The organism is Hydrogenophaga sp. FG152, assembly GCF_057809615.1.
Map to the genome: position 1 here is coordinate 21,635 of NZ_JBMDKH010000026.1, position 15,890 is coordinate 37,524.

19 protein-coding genes are annotated in these 15,890 nt (G+C 65.3%); 8 read left to right on the top strand and 11 right to left on the bottom strand.

Translation table 11 applies throughout. The annotated features are described in order from the left end of the window. Positions 1 to 4: 4 nt before the first annotated feature. The gene (locus ACODTB_RS23890) at positions 5 to 721 is read right to left on the bottom strand and encodes a 3-oxoacid CoA-transferase subunit A (protein WP_291115377.1); all 717 of its coding nucleotides are present in this window, start codon (positions 719 to 721) and stop codon (positions 5 to 7) included. 142 nt (positions 722 to 863) lie between these two features. On the opposite strand from ACODTB_RS23890, the gene ACODTB_RS23895 reads away from it, so the two are divergent. Further along, positions 864 to 1,922, top strand: coding sequence for a maleylacetate reductase (locus tag ACODTB_RS23895; RefSeq protein ID WP_291115379.1), 1,059 nt, complete (start codon positions 864 to 866; stop codon positions 1,920 to 1,922). Between the two features lie 4 nt (positions 1,923 to 1,926). On the opposite strand, the gene ACODTB_RS23900 is transcribed toward ACODTB_RS23895, so the two are convergent. From ACODTB_RS23900 to ACODTB_RS23910, 3 genes are read right to left on the bottom strand one after another with little or no spacing between them, the layout of a single operon-like run. Continuing rightward, positions 1,927 to 2,445, bottom strand: coding sequence for a class IV adenylate cyclase (locus tag ACODTB_RS23900; protein WP_291115381.1), 519 nt, complete (start codon positions 2,443 to 2,445; stop codon positions 1,927 to 1,929). Between the two features lie 21 nt (positions 2,446 to 2,466). Further along, positions 2,467 to 2,949 carry a GNAT family N-acetyltransferase gene (locus ACODTB_RS23905; RefSeq protein WP_291115383.1) on the bottom strand — a complete coding sequence of 161 codons (483 nt, stop codon included), beginning with the start codon at positions 2,947 to 2,949 and terminating at the stop codon, positions 2,467 to 2,469. A 25-nt stretch (positions 2,950 to 2,974) separates the two neighbouring features. Beyond that, on the bottom strand, positions 2,975 to 3,904 hold the full coding sequence (locus ACODTB_RS23910; RefSeq protein ID WP_291115385.1) for a LysR family transcriptional regulator: 930 nt from the start codon (positions 3,902 to 3,904) through the stop codon (positions 2,975 to 2,977). 103 nt (positions 3,905 to 4,007) lie between these two features. Here ACODTB_RS23910 and ACODTB_RS23915 point away from each other — a divergent pair, with 103 nt between their 5' ends. The 5 genes from ACODTB_RS23915 (at position 4,008) to ACODTB_RS23935 (ending at position 7,636) form a co-directional block, all read left to right on the top strand. Continuing rightward, positions 4,008 to 4,874, top strand: coding sequence for an intradiol ring-cleavage dioxygenase (locus ACODTB_RS23915; RefSeq protein WP_291115387.1), 867 nt, complete (start codon positions 4,008 to 4,010; stop codon positions 4,872 to 4,874). Further along, positions 4,871 to 5,173 (top strand): Dabb family protein, encoded by a 303-nt coding sequence (locus ACODTB_RS23920; RefSeq protein WP_291115389.1) that lies wholly within the window; start codon positions 4,871 to 4,873, stop codon positions 5,171 to 5,173. Before ACODTB_RS23915 ends, ACODTB_RS23920 begins: the two co-directional genes overlap by 4 nt. A gap of 29 nt (positions 5,174 to 5,202) precedes the next feature. Next, positions 5,203 to 5,838, top strand: a complete 636-nt coding sequence (locus ACODTB_RS23925; protein WP_291115391.1) for a nuclear transport factor 2 family protein — start codon at positions 5,203 to 5,205, stop codon at positions 5,836 to 5,838. Positions 5,839 to 5,902: 64 nt separating this feature from the next. Then, entirely contained in the window at positions 5,903 to 6,922 is a 1,020-nt protein-coding gene (locus ACODTB_RS23930) for a Bug family tripartite tricarboxylate transporter substrate binding protein (RefSeq protein ID WP_291115393.1), read from the top strand. 132 nt (positions 6,923 to 7,054) lie between these two features. Next, complete coding sequence (locus ACODTB_RS23935; protein ID WP_291118599.1) at positions 7,055 to 7,636, top strand: malonic semialdehyde reductase; 582 nt, start codon at positions 7,055 to 7,057, stop codon at positions 7,634 to 7,636. A gap of 24 nt (positions 7,637 to 7,660) precedes the next feature. On the opposite strand, the gene ACODTB_RS23940 is transcribed toward ACODTB_RS23935, so the two are convergent. The 3 genes from ACODTB_RS23940 to ACODTB_RS23950 form a co-directional block, all read right to left on the bottom strand. Then, positions 7,661 to 8,653: an alpha/beta hydrolase family protein gene (locus ACODTB_RS23940; RefSeq protein ID WP_291118596.1), complete on the bottom strand. Its 993-nt coding sequence runs from the start codon at positions 8,651 to 8,653 to the stop codon at positions 7,661 to 7,663. A 139-nt stretch (positions 8,654 to 8,792) separates the two neighbouring features. Beyond that, positions 8,793 to 10,283 (bottom strand): sensor histidine kinase, encoded by a 1,491-nt coding sequence (locus tag ACODTB_RS23945; RefSeq protein WP_488929818.1) that lies wholly within the window; start codon positions 10,281 to 10,283, stop codon positions 8,793 to 8,795. Next, positions 10,280 to 11,317, bottom strand: a complete 1,038-nt coding sequence (locus ACODTB_RS23950) for a sensor histidine kinase (RefSeq protein ID WP_291118591.1) — start codon at positions 11,315 to 11,317, stop codon at positions 10,280 to 10,282. Before ACODTB_RS23950 ends, ACODTB_RS23945 begins: the two co-directional genes overlap by 4 nt. Before the next feature lie 428 nt (positions 11,318 to 11,745). Between ACODTB_RS23950 and ACODTB_RS23955 the strand changes: the two genes are divergently transcribed. Then, entirely contained in the window at positions 11,746 to 12,984 is a 1,239-nt protein-coding gene (locus tag ACODTB_RS23955; protein ID WP_291118588.1) for an HD-GYP domain-containing protein, read from the top strand. Here the strand turns inward: ACODTB_RS23955 and ACODTB_RS23960 are convergent. Further along, positions 12,981 to 13,283 (bottom strand): putative quinol monooxygenase, encoded by a 303-nt coding sequence (locus ACODTB_RS23960; RefSeq protein ID WP_291118586.1) that lies wholly within the window; start codon positions 13,281 to 13,283, stop codon positions 12,981 to 12,983. The two genes, ACODTB_RS23955 and ACODTB_RS23960, sit on opposite strands and share 4 nt — an antisense overlap. Before the next feature lie 186 nt (positions 13,284 to 13,469). Further along, on the bottom strand, positions 13,470 to 14,090 hold the full coding sequence (locus ACODTB_RS23965; protein ID WP_291118583.1) for a DJ-1/PfpI family protein: 621 nt from the start codon (positions 14,088 to 14,090) through the stop codon (positions 13,470 to 13,472). A 462-nt stretch (positions 14,091 to 14,552) separates the two neighbouring features. Between ACODTB_RS23965 and ACODTB_RS23970 the strand changes: the two genes are divergently transcribed. Then, complete coding sequence (locus ACODTB_RS23970; protein WP_291118580.1) at positions 14,553 to 14,969, top strand: NYN domain-containing protein; 417 nt, start codon at positions 14,553 to 14,555, stop codon at positions 14,967 to 14,969. 13 nt (positions 14,970 to 14,982) lie between these two features. On the opposite strand, the gene ACODTB_RS23975 is transcribed toward ACODTB_RS23970, so the two are convergent. After that, a complete protein-coding gene (locus ACODTB_RS23975; RefSeq protein WP_291118577.1) occupies positions 14,983 to 15,609 on the bottom strand; it encodes a LysE family translocator in 627 nt (208 codons plus the stop codon). Between the two features lie 5 nt (positions 15,610 to 15,614). After that, complete coding sequence (locus tag ACODTB_RS23980) at positions 15,615 to 15,875, bottom strand: hypothetical protein (protein WP_291118574.1); 261 nt, start codon at positions 15,873 to 15,875, stop codon at positions 15,615 to 15,617. Between the last annotated feature and the right edge of the window lie 15 nt (positions 15,876 to 15,890).

Below are 15,890 nucleotides of genomic sequence, written 5' to 3' on the forward strand. Positions count from 1 at the left end.
TTCCTCAGGCGGCGGTCTTGAAGCCGCCGGCCTGCGTGGCCACGCGGGGAATGCGCACCACGGCGCTCACGTGAATGCCGGGCGTCACCACCGCCTCGGGGTCGAAGCTGCCGAGTTCGGCGAACTCATACACGCTGGCGATGGTGCGCTTCGCGGCGGTGGCCATCACCGGGCCGAAATTGCGCGCGGCCTTGCGGTAGGTGAGGTTGCCCCAGCGGTCGCCGCGCTCGGCCTTGATGAGCGCCACGTCGCCGAAGATCGGGTACTCCAGCACATAGGCCTTGCCATTGATCACGCGCGTTTCCTTGGGCGAACCGTCTGCGTTCTTCGCGAGCTCGGTGCCGAAGCCGGTGGGCGTGAAGAAGGCGCCGATGCCGGCCCCAGCGGCGCGCAGGCGCTCGGCCAGGTTGCCTTGCGGCACCAGCTCGAGTTCGAGTTTTCCGCTGCGGTAGAGCGCGTCGAACACATGGCTGTCGGCCTGGCGCGGGAAGCTGCAGATCACCTTGCGCACGCGCCCGGCCTTGAGCAGCGCGGCCAGGCCGGTGTCGCCGTTGCCGGCGTTGTTGTTGACCACGGTGAGCTCGCGCGCGCCCTGGTCGATCAGGCCGTCGATGAGTTCACCCGGAATGCCGGCGGTGCCGAAACCGCCGATGAGCACGGTGGCGCCGTCTTCGATGCCGGTGAGCGCCTCGGCGACCGAGGCGGCGATCTTGTTGATCACGGAAGTTCTCCTTCAGGGGGTGCCCGCGCATTGTGTCAGCGAAAGGACCGCCATTTCGCGCCCACATTTCCCTCTGCGGAAAACTGATTTTCAGGTGCCCCGCCACGCGCCGGGGCCGGCAGACGCTGCCATCATTCGCACCATGAAATCCTTCATCTACCAGAACCTGCCGGCGCGCGTGGTCTTCGGCGCCGGCTCGCTGGCCCAGCTGCCGCGCGAGATGGATGCCCTGGGCGCGGCGCGCGCGCTGGTGCTCAGCACCCCCGAGCAGCGCGCCTCGGCCGAGCACGTGGCGGCGCTGCTTGGCGCGCGGGCCACCGGCATCTTCGACCGCGCGGTGATGCACGTGCCGATCGAGACCGCGCGCGAAGCCCGCGAGGTGGCGCGCCAGCTGGGCGCGGACTGCGCCGTGGCCATCGGCGGCGGCTCCACCACCGGCCTGGGCAAGGCCATCGCGCTCGACTCGGGCCTGCCCATCGTCGCCATCCCCACCACCTACGCGGGCTCGGAGATGACGCCCATCTACGGCATCACCGAAGCCGGCCTGAAGAAAACCGGCAAGGACCCGCGCGTGCTGCCGCGCACGGTGATCTACGACCCCGAGCTGTCCCTGGGCCTGCCCGTGGCGATGAGCGTGACCAGTGGCATCAACGCCATCGCGCACGCGGCCGAAGGCCTGTACGCGACCGACGCCAACCCCATCATCGACCTCATGGCCGAAGAGGGCATCGCCGCGCTGGGCCGCGCGCTGCCGCGCATCCACGCGCAGCCGACGGACGCCCAGGCGCGCTCGGACGCGCTGTACGGCGCCTGGCTCTGCGGCACCGTGCTCGGCACGGTGGGCATGGCCCTGCACCACAAGCTCTGCCATACCCTGGGCGGCAGCTTCAACCTGCCGCACGCCGAGACCCACACCATCGTGCTGCCGCATGCCCTGGCCTACAACGCGGCGGCGGCCCCGCAAGCCATGGAGCGCATCCGCCGCGCCCTGGGCGGGGCGAGCGCGGCGCAGGCGGTGTACGACCTCGCCAAGATCAACGGCGCGCCCGTGGCGCTGAAAGACATCGGCATGAAGGCCGACGACCTCGACAAGGCCTGCGAGATCGCGATGAGCAACCAGTACCCCAACCCCAGGCCGCTGGAGCGGGGCGCGATCCGGCTGCTGCTGCAGGACGCGTTCGAGGGCGTTCGGCCCGGGTGATGGGTTAGCGCAGGGCCTTGGTCAGCAGATCCACATACGCCCCTCCCACCAGCTGCGAGGGCGCGATGCCGAGGTCGGCCATCAGCCGGTGCGCTTCGCGCACGCCGGCTTCCAGCGGCTCGCCGTCTTCCAGCACCACCTCCAGTTCCAGGAACTCGCCCAGGCCCTGCACCTTGTCGAGGTGGATGCGGGTGCGCCCCAGCAGGTACAGCGTGCGGTCCTTGACGACGCGGCCGATCTCGCCGTGCGCCAGCGTGAGGGCTTCGCGCAGGCTGGCCGGGCTGGCGGTGGGCGAGTGCATGTAGAACGATTCCTTGGGGCCTTGCCGGTCGGTGCGGCGGTAGAAGATCAGCTCGCCTTGCGTTTCTGAAAACACGCGCAGCTTGAGGCGGCCGTTGTCGCAGCGGAAGAAGGTGTCGTCCTGCGCGATGGCGATGGGGCCGTGGTCGGCCAGGGCGGCTGCCTTGGCGGCGACGGCGCTGAAGTTGTCCAGGCGGGCTTTGATCTCGACGTTTCTCGGCATGGTGGGGCGATGGCGTGTGGGTCAGGCCGCAGCCTGGGGTGGTGCAAGGCGTTTTCGCATCAACGCGTTCGGGATGATGACACCCGCGCGCACGGGAAAGCGCTGCTCCACGACCTCGAACCCGAAGCGGGCGAAGAAGGGCTGCGCGGTTCGGCTGACGTCCGCCGTGAGTTCGGCGATGCCCTGGCGGGCCGCCTCTTCGTGTATCCGCCGCATGAGACAGCGCCCCACACCCTGGCGAGGAAAGTCGGCGGACACGAAGAAGTGATCGATGTAGCCGCTGGGTTGCAGGTCGGCATAGCCGGCGATCACGCCGTCGACCTCGGCCACGAAAGGCCGAAGGTGGCGCATCTTGATGGCCCACGGCCCCGGGTCCTGCCGGTCCGGCGCCCAGGCCTGGACCTGCCCGGGCGTGTAGTCGCGCGACGCCACGCGGTGGATGGCCTCGCGGTGCACGCGGTAGAGGGCCGCTTCGTCGCCGGGCTGGAAAGGGCGGATGTTCATCGTGCGATGGCGCTCTGCGAGACGGTCAGTAGACGGAGAAGCGGCCGGTCCACTTGCGCTCGTAGTCCATCTTCTCGAAGTGCGCGGCCATGAAGTCGATGAAGGTGCGCACCTTGGCGCTGAGGTGCTTGCGGCTGGGGTAGGCCAGGTTGACGGTGAGGCGAGGCAGGTCCCAGTCGTCGAGCATGGGCACCAGGCGGCCGGCGACGATGTCGTCGTAGACGATGTAGCTGGGCTGGACCAGGATCCCCATGCCGTCGAGCGCGGCGGCGCGCAGGATCTGGCCGTCGTTGCTCTCCAGCAGGCCCTTCACGTTGATGGTCTGCTGCTCGTCGCCGCGTGTGAAGCGCAGTTCATTGGGGTTGTTGGCGTGCGTGTAGATCAGCAGCTTGTGCCGGTGCAGCTCGTCGATCGTGCGCGGCACGCCGTGGCGCGACAGGTAGGCCGGCGACGCCGTGAGGATGCGCCGCGTGCCCGCGAGCCGGCGGATGGTGATGTTGGAGTCGGGCTCGTATTCGCGGTTGCGGATCGCCACGTCGATGTTGTTGTCGATGATGTCCAGGTAGCGGTTGGCCGATTCCACGTGGACCGACACGTTGGGGTAGCGCTCGGTGTACTCGCGCAGCAGCGGTGCGATGTGGTGCATGGAGAACGAGAGCGAGGCGGTGACGCGCAGCACGCCGGTGGGGTTGAGCGCGGCCGCGTTCACGGTGGACTCGGCGTCGCGCAGGTCGGCCAGGATGGCGCGCGAGCGCTGGAAGAACTCCTGCCCCGTGTCGGTGAGGTAGAGGCGGCGCGTGTTGCGCTCCACCAGGCGCACGCCCAGGCGTGTCTCCAGCGCGGCCAGGTGGCGGCTCGCGCTGGCGTTGGACAAATTGAGCAGCTCGGCCGCGCGGCTCAGGCTGCCGGTCTCGGCCACCTGCACGAACAGTTCGATCTCGGTCCAGCGGTCCATGGTCTCCTCTTTGTTGCGCCTGACGGAAAAGTCATTTTTGCCGCAGGTCTTTTTCGGGGTCTCCCAAGGCCGTACATTGTGCCGGCACTCCCGGAGACCACGCTTGAGAAACCTCGACCAGTACAACATCACCCAGGCGGTGCTCGCGCGCATGGCGAACACGCCGGACCCGCGCCTGAAACAGATCATGACCAGCCTGGTGCAGCACCTGCACGCCTTCGCGCGCGAAGTGAAGCTGACCGAGGCCGAGTGGAAGGCCGGCATCGACTTCCTCACCGCCACCGGCCACCAATGCACCCACCAGCGGCAGGAATTCATCCTGCTCTCGGACGTGCTGGGGCTGTCCATGCTCACGGTGGCGCAGAACAACGACAAGCCCGCCGGCTGCACCGAGGCCACGGTGTTCGGGCCCTTCCACGTGGAAGGCGCGCCGCACTACGAGCATGGCGCCGACGTGGCCAACGGCGCGGCCGGCACGCCTTGCCTGGTGCGCGGCAGCGTGCGCGCGCTCGATGGCACACCGGTGGCCGATGCCGTGATCGACGTGTGGCAGGCCGATGCCGAGGGCATGTACGACGTGCAGCGCACCGACCTGCCCGAGGCCCAGGGCCGGGGCGTGCTGCGCAGTGGCCCCGACGGCCGCTTTCACTTCCAGAGCGTGGTGGCCGAGCCGTACCCGATTCCCGACGACGGACCCGTGGGCGACATGCTGCGCGCCACCGGCCGCCACCCCTGGCGCCCGGCGCACCTGCATTTCATGATCCAGGCGCCCGGCTACGAAACCCTGGTGACGCACGTGTTCCGCGACGGTGGCGAGTACCTCGACTCGGATGTGGTCTTCGGCGTGCGCCAGTCGCTGGTGGCCGACTGGGTTCAGCAGCCCGATGGCACCCACACGCTGGACTTCGACTTCGTGCTCAACCGCGCCAAACCCGCCACCGCCACCGCCACCGCCACCCGCGCCACATGATCAAACACATCGTCATGTGGAACGTGAGCGGCGAGACCGCCGTGGCCAAGGCGCACAACGCCCAGCGGCTCAAGCGCGCCTTCGAAGGCCTGCGCGAGCAGATCCCCGGCCTGCTGCGGCTGGAGATCGGCCTGGACGAAAGCGGCGTGGACTACGCCTGCGACGCTGTGCTCTACGCCGAATTCGAGTCGCGCCAGGCCCTCGACGACTACGCCCGCCACCCTGCGCACACCCGCGTGCGCCACGAGCTGGAAGGCGTGCGCACCGCGCGCCACCAGGTCGACTTCGAAACCCTTTGAATCACCGCAACCCCCCGAGGAGACAAACCATGATCGAACAACAACTCAAAGACGAACTGCTGATCCGCCAGATGGTGGAGCGCTGGGCCGTGTGGCGCGATGCCGGCGACTGGGACCGCTTCGCCACCGTGTGGCACCCCCGGGGCGTGATGATGGCCACCTGGTTCCAGGGCCCGTTCGCCGACTTCATCCGCGTCACGCAGGAAGGCTGGGCCAAGGGCGTGAGCATCCTGCATTTCCTGGGCGGCTCGGCGATCGAGGTGGCGGGCGACCGCGCCATCGCGCAGACCAAGATGACCATCTCGCAGCGCGGCATGGTCGACGGCGCCAACGGCCCCGTGATGTGCGACGTGGTCTGCACCGGCCGCTTCTACGACTTCGTGGTGCGCGAAAAAGGCGAGTGGAAGCTGCTGCACCGCCAGCCCATCTACGAAAAAGACCGCATCGACCCGATCGACTCCACCGCCGTGCTCGCGCTCGACCAGCAAGCCCTGGCCAGAATGCCCGAGGGCTACCGCCACCTGGCCTACATCCAGACCCGCATCGGCTACACGGTGAAGATGGACATGCCCATGCTCAAGGGCCCTGAGGTGGACGAGCTCTACCGCCGTGGCGCGCGCTGGCTGGCCGGCGGCGAGCTGGAGCGCGAAGTGAACCCGGGCTGAGTTTCATGCGGCGGGCGCGGGCCGCCGTCCAACCGCGCCAGACACCACAACAAGGAGACAAGACATGAACGCACTCGATCCGACGTGCGGGGGACCGGCTTCGCCGCTTCGCCGCCAACTGCTCGCCGCCGTGCCGGCCGCCGCCCTCGCTTCCCTGGCCCCGGCCGCCGCCTGGGCGCAGGCCGACTACCCCAACCGGCCCCTGCGCGTGATCGTGCCGCAACCGCCCGGTGGTGGCTTCGACTTCGTGGGCCGCGCGCTCGCCGACCGCCTGGCCCAGCCGCTGGGCCAGCCCGTGGTGGTGGAGAACCGCACCGGCTCGGGCACCGTGGTGGGCACCGACGCCGCCGCCAAGGCCGCGCCCGACGGCTACACGCTGCTCACCGGCTCGGTGTCGAACATGGTCCTGAACATGGGCCTGTACAAGAACCTCTCGTACGACAGCCTCAAGGACTTCGAACCCGTGGGGCTGGCCGTGAGCTACAGCTACACGCTGCTCGGCCGCAACAGCCTGCCGTTCAACAACCTGGCCGGCCTGGTGGCCTACGCCAAGGCCAACCCCGGCAAGCTCACCTACGCCTCGGCCGGCAACGGCTCGGGCCAGCACGTGATTGCCGCCGCGCTGTGGAGCCTGGCGGGCGTGGACATCGTGCACGTGCCCTACCGGGGCGCGCAGCCGGCGTACGCCGACCTGCTAGGCGACCGCGTGGACCTGTTCTTCGACCTCACGCCCACCACCCGCGCGCACGTGGACACCGGCAAGCTCAAGGCCATCGCGGTCTCCAGCGCCGAGCGCAACCCCATGCAGCCCACGGTGCAGACCATCAACGAGTCCGGCACCGTGAAGCTCGAACTGGAATCGTGGTTCGGCTACTTCGCGCCCAGCAAAACCCCGCCCGAGGTGCTGGCGCGGCTGCGCGGCGAACTGGCGAAAATCATCGCCACGCCCGAGCTTCAGGAAACCTTCCGCAAGGCGGGCGGTTCGCCCATGAAAATCAGCGTGGCCGACACCAAGACCATGCTGGCACGGGACGTGCAACGCTGGACCGGTCTCATCAGAGCCGCCAACATCAGCTTGGACTGACCCCCCGCCGCGCTTCGCGCGACCCCCCAAGGGGGGCAACACCTGCGGCCCGGCAAAGCCGGTTCCGCGGTGTTTCTGGGCGGGGTCATTTCGTTTCTGCAATGCTTTCTTTTCTTTAACTTTCAATTTGCCATGACCCTCGACGCGCAAGCCCTCGATCAGATCTTCCTCAAGGCGCGCACCGCCAACACCTTCCTCGACAAGCCCGTGCCCGACGAGCTGCTCAGGCAGGTGTACGACATCGCCCGCATGGGGCCCACCTCGATGAACACGCAGCCCGCGCGCTACGTGTTCCTCAAGACGCCCGAGGCGCGCGCGCGCCTGCTGCCCGCGCTCTCGCCGGGCAACCTGGACAAGACGCGCGTGGCGCCGGTCACGGTCATCGTGTGTGCCGACAACCGCTTCCACGAGTTCATGCCCCAGGTGTGGCACCGTGAAGGCGCGAAGGAAAACTTCGAGAGCAACCCCGCGCTGAGCGAAGCCACGGCCACCCGCAACAGCACGCTGGGTGGCGCGTACTTCATCATCGCGGCGCGCGCGCTGGGCCTGGACTGCGGGCCCATGAGCGGCGTGGACCTGGCCAAGGTGAACGCCGAGTTCTTCCCCGACGGGCGCTGGCGCGCGAACTTCCTGATCAACCTCGGGTATGGGGATGGGAAGGTGTTCGACCGCAATGCGCGCTTGAGTTTCGAGCAGGCTTGTCAGGTGCTTTGAGCGCGGCGATCGCCGCGCACGGGATCAATGCGCCCGCAATGCCTTGCTGAAAAAGTCGACGACCGTTGCATTGAAGCTCGCGTGAAACGCGACCCGATCGAAACCAGGAGCGCTGGTGCAAATCGGGGGCGCGATCGACGCCAGCGCGCTGCTGCACGGCGCCAGGAAGTCGAAATGCCCTGCCTTGGGGACGGCATGGTAGTCCGGTGTCTGCGGCAATGCGAGCCGGACCGCTTCGGCGTATCGCGGATGTGGAAGGATGGCATCGTCCTCGGCGCGCCAGAGCTGCACAGGGACCTTGACGTTCTTGAGCCCATCGGGTGCGAAGCTGAAGCCGAGCGCTGGTGCGGCCACCACAGCGGCCTTGATCCGAGGGTCCGTCGCGTTGGCGATGGCGGACGCGGTGGGCGGAGAGACGTTGCTGCCGCTCTTCGCCAGGAGCTGGCACGCAAAGTCGCCGGGGTATTGGCGGCACACGGGCTCGATCTTTGAAAAGTCGGGCACCCCGCCGATGTTCGCGAGCGTGGTGAAGCCGCCGGCGGAGAAGCCAAACATGCCGACGCGCGCCGGGTCGATCACCGCACGACCGTCCCAGCTCGCCAGCATGTGGTCGATCACCCGGCGGATCTGCCGGGGGCGGTCCATGATGTCGACGGCGCGACTCTGGTCGGCGTAGTTGTCGCCCGTGTGCATGACGGCCGCCACCACGAAGCCGGCGTCGGCAAGCGCCATGGCTGTGTCGAAGTGCCCGAGATAGGAGCCACCGGTGCCGTGCGAGATCAGCACCAGCGGCAGTGCCTTGCCCTGCACCGGGCCTTTGACGGCCACGCTCATCGTCGTCGGGCCCATGGCCACGGGTTGGACCGCCGCCGAACTCGGGTACCAGATGCCGATTTCGAGCGGCTTGCCGTCCGGATCGGCGGCGAATCCGTGCTGAAAACCGGCGGCGTGGGCGCAGGCACCTGCAAGCGCCAGGGTGAGGGCCACGGAGAACCGTTTTGTGTTGAGCGTTTTCATGTAGTGCGAGCCTTGATTGGATGACGCTCGCGATTATCTGGGCGGGCCACCCATGGGCCTTGCCCTTTGCGACGATGCAATGGGCGGTCGGCGCGGAGGTGATTGAGAAACTCAAACACTGCGCCAAGTGATTCGCCCATCACGGCAAGGCGAGGGTGAAATAGAAGGTCGCGCCTTGGTTCGGTCTTGCCTGCACCCACACGCGCCCACCATGGCGCGCCGCGATGCGTTGCACGATGCTCAGGCCGATGCCAGTTCCCTTGAACTCGGTTTCGCTGTGCAGGCGTCGGAAGGGACTGAACAGTTGATCGGCATGGGCCATGTCGAAGCCACAGCCGTTGTCTTTGACGTAGAAGACATCTTGGCCTGCGTTGAATTCGTGGCCAACTTCGATGCGGGTAATGTCCCGGTTGGCGCAGAACTTCCAGGCGTTGCGCAGCAGGTTGTCGAGCACGCTGCGCACGAGCACCGGATCGCCCTGGGCCTTCAGGTCTGGGGCGATGCGCACGTCAGCCACTCGCTCGGGCTCGGTCTCCATCTGCTGCTCGATGATTTCCGCAGCGATGCTGCTCAGATCCACTTCGCTGAGTTGCGGCGTCACTTTAGAGAGGTGCGAGAGGTTGAGCAGGGCATCGATGAGGTTGCTCATCTGGGTGCTCTTGGCCGCGATCCGTGCGATCAGCTTGATACCTTCCTCATCCAGTTGGGTCCGATGGTCTTCCAGAAGCACTGCACTGAGTCCGGCGATGGCGCGAATGGGCGAGCGCAGGTCGTGCGCCACCGAGTAGCTGAAGGTTTCCAGCTCCTTGAGGCTCTCGCGCAGTTCGTTGGTGCGCTCCCACACGAGACTTTCCAGTCCTTCATTGAGCTTGCGCAGCCGAATCTCCGCGTGTTTGCGCTCCGAGATGTCCTGCACCACGCCACTGATGCGTTGCGCGGGCAGGGCGCTGGCGTCGATCTTGATCCAGCGCGCGGGCTTCTGGTCGCTCAGCAGGCGAAACTCCTCACTGAATTTTTTCAGGGGGTCCAGCGCTTCCTGGAAGCGGGTGGCGACGAGGGCGCGGTCTTTTTCGTCGATGCCCGCGAGAAAGTTATCAAGGGTGATCAAGTTTTCGGCTGGCTTGTCGAGCAGTTCGGCGGTGCGCGGGTTGAGCGTCATGGCAGCGTTCGAAGGATCGAACTCCAAGATGCCCAGGCTGGCGGCGTCCAGGGCCTGCTGCAGCAGGCGGCGGTTTTCCACCAGCGCTTCCTCCACCGCATGGCGCTCCAGTGCCATCTGAATGGTGGCATGCAGTTCGCGTTCGGAGAACGGTTTGATCAGATAGCCATAGGGACGTGTCTTGCGCGCGCGTTCGAGGGTGGAGTCTTCGGAATAGGCGGTGAGGTAGATCACCGGCACAGGACTGTTCTGGTTCAGCCGCGCGGCCACTTCGATGCCGTCCATATCGCCCTCGATGTGAATGTCCATCAGCACGAGATCGGGGCGGGATTGCGAGACGAAATCCAGGCTTTGCTGCCCAGAGACAGCCACGTGTGGCACTTCGTAGCCCAACTGCGAGAGGCGCTGCTGCAGGTTGAAGGCAACGATGCTTTCGTCTTCCACAATCAGGATTCGAGCGGGTTGTCTCATGGCGCCGTCCCCAGTTGAAAGCTGAGCGAGAACCGAGTGGGGTTTTCGCGCTGGATATCCAGTTTTCCGTGCAACTGCTGCGTCAGGAGCTGGACCAGCTGCAGCCCGAGCGAACCGGTGCGTGAGAGGTCGAGCGCCTGCGGGATGCCTTGTCCATCGTCACTGATGCACAGCTCGATCTGCTTCTCGCCTTGTTGACGGATGTCCACTGAAATCCTGCCGCGTTGCTGGTTCGGGAAGCCGTGCTTGAGCGCGTTGCTCACGAGTTCATTGACGATCAAGCCGCACGGGATGGCCTCGTTGATGGGCAGCTTGACGTCATGCGCGTTGATCTCGATGTCCACTTGTCCAGACGTCGAGCCGTACGCCTCGGTCAGGCGGGGCAGAAGTTCCCCCAGGAAGCGCTGGAAGTCCACCTGCGCGAAGTTCTGCGACTGGTACAAAGTCTGGTGAATCAGCGACATTGAGCGCACACGGTTCTGACTGTCGCGCAGCATGCCGATCAATTCGCTGTCGCTGCTTTTGAGGGCCTGGAGATCGAGCAGGCTGTGGATGACCTGAAGGTTGTTCTTGACGCGGTGGTGCACCTCGCGCAGCAGCAAGTCCTTTTGTTGCAGCGCGTCTTGAATTCGCTTCTCGCTGAGCTTGCGCTCGCTCAGATCCAGGATCACCGAGAGGATCATCGGACCCTCGCCAGTCTGCACCGGGTTGATGCCGATTTCGACGGGAAACTCGCTGCCATCCTTCCGCAGGCCGCTCAGATCGCGCCCTGCGCCCATTGGGCGCGCATTGGTTTCGGCGAGAAACCCCTGGCGGTAGCCGGGATGGGCATGGCGATAGCGGGCAGGAATGAGCATTTCGACCGGGCGTCCGATCAATTCCGCGCTGCTGTAGCCGAACGTGGTTTCTGCGAGCTGGTTGAGGCGGGTGATCTCCCCCAGCTGATTGACGACGATCATGGCGACCGGGATGCGATCGAACGCCTGCCCCAGATACTCGTCCAGCTTCAGCCTCTGCTCCGCCATGCCGGGCATCGTATGTCAGTTGTGTAGGGCTGCCTACTGCGCAAACCCCATGGCCGTGTCACCGCGGCGTCGAATCGCCACAATTGTGCATAGGGCTGGGCATGTTTCTCCCCCATTCACGCTCAAGCTGCGCACGGTGTCACCCATGCGACTCACGGCAACCGCTGCACAGACCGTGGGATGCCCTCCAGCACCCGGGCCGCACCCCAGGCGCACATGAGTGCCCGGCTTTACTCGTTGTCCGTTTGACGCAATGCAACCGTGCAATAGTTTGGACCACTCCAATGCAGTTCATGCGCAACACCGGGGCACCGGTTCACAATGCCCAAGGGCAAAGTTCGCCTGCCGCATTGAGACCCAAGGACACGCCTCTCGCACTTCGACGAAGCTCGCCGCCGATGCAAGCTCACATGAGGACGCTCTGAGCGAAGACACCCATGATCAAGCGAATATCAATCAGGCAACTTCGCCGGGGAATGTATGTTCATGAGTTCTGTGGATCCTGGATGGATCATCCGTTCTGGCGCTCCAGATTTCTGCTTCGCAACGACGCCGAGTTGCAAAGAATCATCTCGGGAGGTGTCCAGGAACTCTGGATCGATACAGCAAAGGGCCTGGATACCGAAAGCGATGTGGCCGGGGGGAGCGAACACCGCGAGCAAGACGGAGCAGAACAAATTGAACGGGAGCTGGAGTTTGCAGCGTCCCTGCCGATGGAATACGACCTCGGGCCATCCGAGGGCACCGCGCTGGTCCAGGCGCAGGCGCTGTACCGCCGTTCTGTGCCGAAAATCAAAGCGTTGTTTGGCGAAGCCCGGCTTGGAAAAGCCATACGCGTTGACCAATGCACGGCGTTGCTGGAGGAAATCTCGGAATCGGTGCTCAACAACCCCGGGGCGTTGATCAACGTCGCCCGACTCAAAACGCGCGATGAATACACCTACATGCACTCGATCGCGGTTTGTGCATTGATGATATCGCTGGGTCGGCAACTGGGGCTGGACACGAGTCAACTGCGGGAGGCAGGACTGGCGGGCATGTTGCACGACCTGGGCAAGGCATTCATGCCACGGTCGGTGCTCATGAAGCCAGGCAAGCTGACCGATGCAGAATTCGCCCAGATGAAAAGCCACCCAGAACGTGGCCACGCGTTGCTCAAGGAGTGCGGCAGCGTTGGCCCGATCGTGCTGGACGTGTGTCTCCATCACCACGAGAAGGTTGACGGCAGTGGCTATCCGCATGGCCTCAAAGGCAACGAGATCAGCCTTTTCGCAAAAATGGGAGCCGTGTGCGATGTGTATGACGCGATTACCTCTGAACGCCCTTACAAGAAGGGTTGGGACCCAGGAGAGTCCCTGCGGCGCATGGCGCAGTGGAAGGGGCACTTCGAGCAACGTGTCTTTCAAGCCTTCGTCAAAACCGTCGGGATCTATCCCGTGGGCTCACTGGTGCGTCTGCACTCGGGACGGCTGGCGGTTGTGATGTCACAGGACGCTCGATCCTTGCTGGCGCCAAAGGTCAAGGTGTTCTTTAACACCGCGTCGAACAAGCGCATCGAACCGCAGGAGATCGAACTCGCCAGTCACTGGTGCAACGACAAAGTGGCTGGTTGTGAGTCGCCTGACAATTGGAACTTTACGGACATGGACCTCTTGTGGGGTGCGCCCCGGACCTAGCCGGGTAATTTTGCTGCGAGCACGTCGACCTTCTCGATGGTTGGCGGCGCAGAGAACAGTTCTCCGGCCTTTGCCATCAAGGCCGCTGCGACCTTGCCGGAGAGATGCGCTTGCCTTCCCGCTTCGTCGGGGAAGGCATCGAAGATCCCGAAGGTCGTCGGCCCAAGACGTATCCCAAACCAGGCCGTTGTGGCGGGCTCCTCCATGACCAGGGGGAGGCCACTCATCAGGAAGCTCTCAACCTCGCTCTCTTTGCCGGGTTTCGCTTCGAGGCGAACGAACAAAGCGACTTTGACCATGAGTTATCTCCTAGTGTGCCAAGGGGTCACAAGGCTACGCGCTTTTAGGAGGCCCAACGTAAATGGACGGGAAACTTACAGAATAAAACGGCCAGCAATGTCTGGAGGCAAGCTCCGCAGTACTTGGTCACTGGCAAAACGATCCAGGCGGCGCTTCCGTTGCAGCCCTTCAAGGCCTGGCGAGGCTCAAGCAGTTTTGAGTACCTTGACCGACAGGAATGGGAGGATGTTGCTCATGGCCCGTGAAACGAACTGGTCCTTCTCGCCCACAGGTGCAACGCAGTGAAGTGCGCTCTCGGCAGCCTCGATACCTTCAAGCCTCGCAATGATCCATGCGGCCAGGTAAGGCGATGCCAGGCAGCCGCCCGCCGTGGCGACGTTGTCGCGAGCAAAGAAGGGTTGATTGAGCACGTCCACGCCGGCCTCTTGCACCCATGGTTTGGTGGTCAGGTCGGTGCAGGCGGAAACGCCTTGGAGCAGACCGAGTTTGGCAAGGACAAGGGTGCCAGAACACTGCGCCGCCAGCAGTTGCCGTGATGGGTCCAGCTTCAGTTGTGACATCAGCACCGGGTTGGCCACGACCTCCCGTGTGAGAAGCCCGCTTCCAACGACGACCGCGTCCGCACTGGCCGCTTCCTCCAGCGTGGTTTGAGCTTCCACCACCACACCGTTCATGGAGCGCACCTTGGCAGAAGGGCTGGCGATCGAGACGCGCCAGCCAGGCTTCTTGACGCGATTCAAGATGCCGAGGGCCACAAAAGAATCGAGCTCGTTGTAGCCCTCAAAGGTCAGGATGGCAATGTGCATGAGATGTGCCCTCGTTAACGATCAACACTGGGTCGGTGAAGTTGACGGCGGTGATTGGCCTCGACCTGGATTTTCGCTCAAGGTCCTTTTGCGAAAGGGGGCTTGCTGTGGATCGCTCGTCGAACGTCCAGTTGCAGCTGATCTGACAATGAAACAGTCCGCCGCACCTGCCGGGATTGGCATAAAGTCTCTCCCGCTCACGAAAAAGGTGAGCCGGGTGTGAGAACCTGCAAACGTAGGCGGAGGCCGTGAACCTGACAAGGAAAATGGCCTCTATCGCTCCAGACCCATGCCTTTTTGGCGGCCTGGACGGGAGGCCGCAAGGCCTACCGGTTTGCCCGGCGTTTCCGGTTCTCACCCCGTTCAGGCCGCCGCCCTTATCCAGGGCGGCGGCTGTTCACCAACGAACAGGGAAGCCACCACATGCCCCGGCTGCAGCACAAGCAACAGAGACTCGCCGTCTTGTTTGACGCGGAAAACGTCTCCTACACACTCACCCGTCCCATCCTGCTGCGCGCCGCGAGTTATGGCGTGCTGGCGGTCAAGCGCGCGTATGCGGACTGGTCCCGGCCGGGCATGAGCCGCTGCAGGAACGTGCTGCTGCACAACGCGATCGAGCCGGTGCAGCTCTTTCCCTACGCCAAGGGCAAGAACGCCGCCGACATCGTGCTCAGCCTGGACGCGATGTCGCTGGCGAACACGGGCCAGTTCGACGGGGTGTGCCTCGCGTCGTCGGACAGTGACCTCACGCCACTGGCCTTCTGCCTGCGGCGCGAGGGTCTGCGGGTTTACGGCTTTGGCGCGCGCCAGACGCCCCGGGCCTTCGTGGCGGCGTGCAACAGCTTCATCTACACGGAGTCGATCGCCGCTGCCGCCTGAGCCTGGCGCCGCCTCAGGCCGCGCGCCGCGCCATCAGCGCCCACACGCCTGCCGCCGTCAGCAGCGAGCCACCCGCGAGGTGAAAGCGCCGCTGCGCGCGCGGCGAGGTGAGCACCCGGCGCGCCGAGCCCGCGAACACGGCGTACAACGTGGCGTTGAGCGTGGCCAGCACCACGAAGGTGACGGCCAGCACCCACAGCTGCGGACCCACCGGCACCGAGGGGCTGATGAACTGCGGCAGGAAGGCCACGAAGAACACGATGCCCTTGGGGTTGAGCGCGGTCACCAGGTAGGTGTTGGCGAACAGGCGCCAGCGCGATTGCGGCGCGGGTGGGGCGGCCAGTTCGGTGGACGAGATGCCCGCGCGCAGCAGCTTGACGCCCAGGTAGATGAGGTACAGGCCGCCGGCCCACTTGATGAGGGTGAACCAGAAGGCCGAGGTGGCGAGCAGCGCGCCCAGGCCGAGCAGCGAGACCGCCAGCGCGGTGGAGTCGCCCAGCGCCACGGCCGCCACCAGCGGCACGTTGGCGCGCCGGCCGTGGGCCATGGAGTAGCTGATGACGGTGAGGATGGTCGGGCCGGGGATGATCAGCATGACGGCCGATGCGGCGACGAAGGCGAGCCAGAGTTCGATGGGCATGGGGCTTATCCGATGGAGCCGAGGGTGGTGTCGCTCTGGGCGTGGGCGTCGCCCATGTAGAGCTTGAGGATGGGGCCTTCGCCGTCGTGTTCCCACACGCGGCCGCGGATGAGGAACTGCCGGCCACCGAGGCGGACCAGGTCGCCCTGGGCCGGCTGCACCGGGTGGCCTTGCCAGAAGGCGGGCACGGTGATGGGGGTGCGGCGGATCCAGGCCTGGTCTTCCGCGCTGAACACCAGGACCGTGCGCAAGCTCGATGGGCTCATGGGTTGTCTCCTTGG

Coding starts and splice junctions, on each gene's coding strand:
- ACODTB_RS23895 (WP_291115379.1), top strand. CDS start 864: ATGAAATCCTTCATCTACCAGAACCTGCCGGCGCGCGTGGTCTTCGGC.
- ACODTB_RS23900 (WP_291115381.1), bottom strand. CDS start 2,445: ATGCCGAGAAACGTCGAGATCAAAGCCCGCCTGGACAACTTCAGCGCC.
- ACODTB_RS23905 (WP_291115383.1), bottom strand. CDS start 2,949: ATGAACATCCGCCCTTTCCAGCCCGGCGACGAAGCGGCCCTCTACCGC.
- ACODTB_RS23910 (WP_291115385.1), bottom strand. CDS start 3,904: ATGGACCGCTGGACCGAGATCGAACTGTTCGTGCAGGTGGCCGAGACC.
- ACODTB_RS23920 (WP_291115389.1), top strand. CDS start 4,871: ATGATCAAACACATCGTCATGTGGAACGTGAGCGGCGAGACCGCCGTG.
- ACODTB_RS23925 (WP_291115391.1), top strand. CDS start 5,203: ATGATCGAACAACAACTCAAAGACGAACTGCTGATCCGCCAGATGGTG.
- ACODTB_RS23930 (WP_291115393.1), top strand. CDS start 5,903: ATGAACGCACTCGATCCGACGTGCGGGGGACCGGCTTCGCCGCTTCGC.
- ACODTB_RS23935 (WP_291118599.1), top strand. CDS start 7,055: ATGACCCTCGACGCGCAAGCCCTCGATCAGATCTTCCTCAAGGCGCGC.
- ACODTB_RS23940 (WP_291118596.1), bottom strand. CDS start 8,653: ATGAAAACGCTCAACACAAAACGGTTCTCCGTGGCCCTCACCCTGGCG.
- ACODTB_RS23945 (WP_488929818.1), bottom strand. CDS start 10,283: ATGAGACAACCCGCTCGAATCCTGATTGTGGAAGACGAAAGCATCGTT.
- ACODTB_RS23950 (WP_291118591.1), bottom strand. CDS start 11,317: ATGCCCGGCATGGCGGAGCAGAGGCTGAAGCTGGACGAGTATCTGGGG.
- ACODTB_RS23955 (WP_291118588.1), top strand. CDS start 11,746: ATGATCAAGCGAATATCAATCAGGCAACTTCGCCGGGGAATGTATGTT.
- ACODTB_RS23960 (WP_291118586.1), bottom strand. CDS start 13,283: ATGGTCAAAGTCGCTTTGTTCGTTCGCCTCGAAGCGAAACCCGGCAAA.
- ACODTB_RS23965 (WP_291118583.1), bottom strand. CDS start 14,090: ATGCACATTGCCATCCTGACCTTTGAGGGCTACAACGAGCTCGATTCT.
- ACODTB_RS23975 (WP_291118577.1), bottom strand. CDS start 15,609: ATGCCCATCGAACTCTGGCTCGCCTTCGTCGCCGCATCGGCCGTCATG.
- ACODTB_RS23980 (WP_291118574.1), bottom strand. CDS start 15,875: ATGAGCCCATCGAGCTTGCGCACGGTCCTGGTGTTCAGCGCGGAAGAC.